Origin of the sequence: Streptomyces sp. MnatMP-M17 (assembly GCF_900091995.1) — a bacterium.
Lineage (GTDB): Bacteria > Actinomycetota > Actinomycetes > Streptomycetales > Streptomycetaceae > Streptomyces.
On sequence record NZ_FMDK01000655.1, the window covers coordinates 1 to 3,087 of the forward strand.

Below are 3,087 nucleotides of genomic sequence, written 5' to 3' on the forward strand. Positions count from 1 at the left end.
CAGCCGGCATCGGTGGTCCACCGCTGGAAGTGGCCGTCCCGGTCGAGGCCGCAGTGGCGGCAGGCGGTCGGGGCGGTGGGGCGGCGGGTCAAGGACACGGGCTGGCGTTCCTTCCGGGACGGGTCAGGCGGCGAGGCCGAAGCGGGCGAGATAACCGGTGCGGGTCAGGCCCAGGCGCTCCAGGTACGCGGTGGCGGCCTGTTCGCCGACGTGACGGCGGATCGCGTCGCCGGGCTCGAAGGCGAGGGGACCGTCCGTCTCGTGCCGGCGGCGTGCCTCGGCGACGACATCGGCGAGGGAGAACTTGTGGGTGAAGCGGTGGCCGATCCGCTGCTCGACGTCGACGTACGCGGCCGGGGTGTCCAGCTTCCACAGCCAGCACAGGCGGGTGGCCTCGACGAGTACCTCGAACGGCGCGAGGATGCAGTACGTGCAGCTCAGGCGGGGGATGTTGGTGTCGTAGACGGGGTGGTACTCCAGGGTGCGGGAGGCGATCTGCTCCCAGATGTCCGCTTCGGTGAGGTCGAACGCGGGGTGCCAGGTCAGGACGAGCCGGCGCCGGGTGCTGGCCCGCTTGTCGATGGCCAGGTGCCGCTTGCGGCGTCGGGCCGGGGACTCGGCGGCCCGGATCCCCAAGCAGTTCAGGATGACAGCCTGTTCGTCCAGGTTGAGGGCCCCGGCGATCTCGGTGAACAGCTTCGCCGCCTCGTCCCTCTTCAGCGTCGCGGTGCACAGCCTGTTCTGGGCATCGGGGAACATCCCCCGGCCCTCGACCATCGACAGGAACGTCTTGGGCGAGCGGACCGTGACGAACCGCAGCCCGTAGCGGCGGGCCTGGCGCTCGGCGAGCTCGCGGACACCCGGCCAGTCGGCGCCCTGCAGGTCGGCGTGGACGACGACCACCTTCTCCAGGCAGCCGGCCTCCATCGCCCAGGTCGCGATGCGGTCCACCACGACGACCGAGTCCTTGCCGCCACTGGACTGCACCGTGATGGCCGACACCGCCCGCAGCAACTCCGGCGGCATGGAGGCGAGTTCGTCCAGGAGACGCTCGGTCGCCGTGCGGTGCCCACCGTCGCCCAGGGGGCCTGCTGCGGCCGTGCTCCAGGCCTGGGCGAAGCGGTCGTGGGCGGTGCGGACCGCCGTGGCCGCGCGCCGGCGCCGTCCGGCGGCCGCGAGCTCGGTGTCGGAGAGCTGCTGGTAGGTGGCGAGCGTCTGCTGCAGGGTGAGGGCGGCGTGCTGGTAGTCGTCGCCTGCGGTGGAAGCGGCGTGCTGCCAGTGGCCGAGGTCGGCGAAGGCATCCTCGCGGGCGCCGAGGATGGTGCGGTGCTTGCTCTCGGCCCGGGTCAGGGCGCTGTCGGCGACGTCGGCGAGCCTGGCGTGCTCCAGCAGCCGCAGCCGAGTGGCCACGTTCACCGGGACGCCCCGCAGGCGGGCGCCGCAGCCGGTACGGGAGTCCGGGCGCTCAGGAGGGCGGCCAGGGCGTGGGCCGCCCTGGAGCTGTCGGCGGCGCAGTCCATACCGGTGCGGTCACTGACCAGCAGTTCGGCGTAGTCGCCGTCGTCGACGAACCCGTACCAGCCGCCGTGCATCCACGCCGGGTGGTTGGCGCTGTAGCTCTCTCCGGAACCGAGCACCCGGTAAAAGAGGACCTCAAAACCGGGGGCGCGGTGGGCGACGTGACTGTTGCCTGCCTTGTCGCTCTCCACCGACGCCTCGATCCCGCGTGCGGCGAGCGCCTCGATCAGCAGTTGAGAGGCCGGGCGTTCGTCGACGGCGGGAACTCCCGCCAGACGACGGCCCAGCACGCTGATGTAGGCGGGGTCGGCTGCGGTACCGGGGACGCCGTGGTCAGTGAGCCGGACAACGAGGCCCTCGCGCAGCAGGGACTCCAGCGTCGGCCAGGCGACGGCGGGGGAGATGCGACCGGTGGCTTCCGCGCCGAGCAGGGCGTTGAGCTTCGGCACGGTCAGCAGCGCGGCACGGCCCTCTGCCGTCAGGGAGTAGCGGACCGGGCCCGGTGCTCCGCCCGACTCCGGCTGGATCCACTCGCGCCGGGCCATGGTGGCCAGCGACCGGGCGGGGATGTCCTCGGGCATCAGCAGGTCGTTGTCACCGAGCGCGGTGAACATCCAACCGCGCTGGCGGCTGCTGGGGGGAGTTGGGGTCATGTCCGTGAACCTCCTCGATGGTCAGTCGTGCAGGGCGACGCGCAGGACCGCGCCGAAGTCCGGTGCCCGCTCCAGCACCTCCAGGAGTTCGGCGACCTCGGTGTCGGAGAGGTCGGCCGGGACGGCCCGGGCAGCGAAGTGGAGGGTCGCGAAGTGCGGCGCCCACTCCTTGAGCGAGTTGAGGTCGAAGGACACCGCGTCGGGGCGCTCTTCGCCGGTCGCGGTGAAGTGCCGACGCAGGGTGGTGCGGATCTCTTCGAGCTCGGCGGGGCTGACGAGGGGCGGCCGCAGGTCGCTGATGCGGCGCCCGTTGGGCATGTAGCCGCAGCCGTCGCACAGGCGGGTCCCGCGCGGGTTGTCGTCGCGGCAGGCGGGGTTCTTGCACTGCCACAGCAGGCCGGCCCGGCGGAACACGTCCCGTACGACCGGATCCTCCGGGTCGGTGGCGGCCGTCAGTGCTTCGTCGAGGACAGAGGCGAGAGTCAAGGGCGAGTCCTTCGCGGGAGCGTCACTGGTAGCCGCCACACCACCCGGCGACACATAAAGCATATCTTGAAATAGGGTCTTGAGTCAAGTTTTATGTGTCGAAATTTGTGGGGGCGCACAGGCGCGTGAAGCGGTGAATTCGGCTTGCCGGACCCGCGTGAGGCTCTACGATGACCCCCTGGCCAGACGCGCAGCGGCACTCGCGGCGGCGAGGGTTTGCGGACCCCGCGCAGTTGCCGGTCTGCCTACGCGCTTCAGCCGCGGCACGATGTGGGCGCCCCGCGCCGCGGCCGAGGAGCCGACCCTGATGACCAAACGACGCACCACCGCCCAGCAGCGCGCCCGTCAGATGCAGCGCGCCCCCGGTGCCCGGATCACCTACGGGCAGGCCCTGGAGGCGGCCCGGCGGGCGCCGAGCCCGGACCAGGCG

At 71.8% G+C, this 3,087-nt stretch carries 3 protein-coding genes; all 3 read right to left on the reverse strand.

Annotated elements, in window-relative coordinates; genetic code table 11:
• Positions 1-123: 123 nt before the first annotated feature.
• Genes GA0115259_RS27400 through GA0115259_RS27410 form a run of 3 tightly spaced genes read right to left on the reverse strand, consistent with a single transcriptional unit; the run spans position 124 to position 2,657 of the window.
• On the reverse strand, positions 124-1,416 hold the full coding sequence (locus GA0115259_RS27400; RefSeq protein ID WP_256098167.1) for a phosphoadenosine phosphosulfate reductase family protein: 1,293 nt from the start codon (positions 1,414-1,416) through the stop codon (positions 124-126).
• On the reverse strand, positions 1,413-2,171 hold the full coding sequence (locus GA0115259_RS27405; protein ID WP_141716704.1) for a hypothetical protein: 759 nt from the start codon (positions 2,169-2,171) through the stop codon (positions 1,413-1,415). The genes GA0115259_RS27400 and GA0115259_RS27405 overlap by 4 nt, the downstream gene beginning before the upstream one ends.
• Before the next feature lie 21 nt (positions 2,172-2,192).
• Positions 2,193-2,657 (reverse strand): hypothetical protein, encoded by a 465-nt coding sequence (locus GA0115259_RS27410; protein ID WP_093602008.1) that lies wholly within the window; start codon positions 2,655-2,657, stop codon positions 2,193-2,195.
• Positions 2,658-3,087: the final 430 nt, after the last annotated feature.